Here is a 745-nt window from a genome sequence, read left to right on the forward strand (position 1 = left end):
TAAGTTCTGTTTCAGTACAGAATGAAACGTACCAACGTCCTGACACCTTACTGATCGTCACATTTTTTATTGTGCCTAGAATCTCTTGCGACTTCCTGAATTTAATAACACCTACGCCATTAGGGAGTTTGAGTTTATTTCCTTTAACCCAACAGTATTTATCGAATTGTACAAGGCGAATGGAATCATAACCGTCTGATTTTTTCTTAAATCTAGGCATAAGTGGGCGCAACTGAACCTCAGTACCATCAGCCAATTTAAAAAATTTAGGTTTCTTAGGTTTGCGCTTTTTTTCTTTTAGTCGAGCATGTTCTTTAGGGTTGAAAAACTTCCCCCATGCTGATGCAAGATCACGAACTTTTTGTTGAAGTGACACAGCATTTGAATTTCCATCTAAAAAGCTAAACTGAGGATTCTTTTTCAGTGCTGTTATCTTTTTTACTAGATTCACCGCATTAATGTGTTTATTTTGAGCAAACATTTCAAATGAAATTGCTAATATTTGATTCCAAACAAAGCGTGCAGAGCCAACGAGATTATTTAAAATAACCTCTTGCTCGACATTAGGCTCAAGCCTAAATTTATACGCTTTGTTGATTTTCATTAATGAGTGTGTATCTGTTAATATGGTGCTGATTCTAACATTTTAGGTATATTTTTTCAATGAGTGAGATATATAAAAACCGACATTCAGCCTTTAATCTTCATGTTCATTTAGTTTTTATAACGAAATATCGAAAAAAAA

Annotated in this window: 1 protein-coding gene; it reads right to left on the reverse strand. The window is 34.0% G+C overall.

Annotated features, from left to right (window positions below):
• Nucleotides 1-604, reverse strand: a 604-nt coding sequence (locus tag AC07E5_RS09685) for an RNA-guided endonuclease InsQ/TnpB family protein (RefSeq protein ID WP_498625331.1), incomplete at its 3' end; no start/stop codon positions are given.
• Between the last annotated feature and the right edge of the window lie 141 nt (nt 605-745).

The sequence above is a fragment of the Acinetobacter seohaensis genome (genome assembly GCF_056431365.1).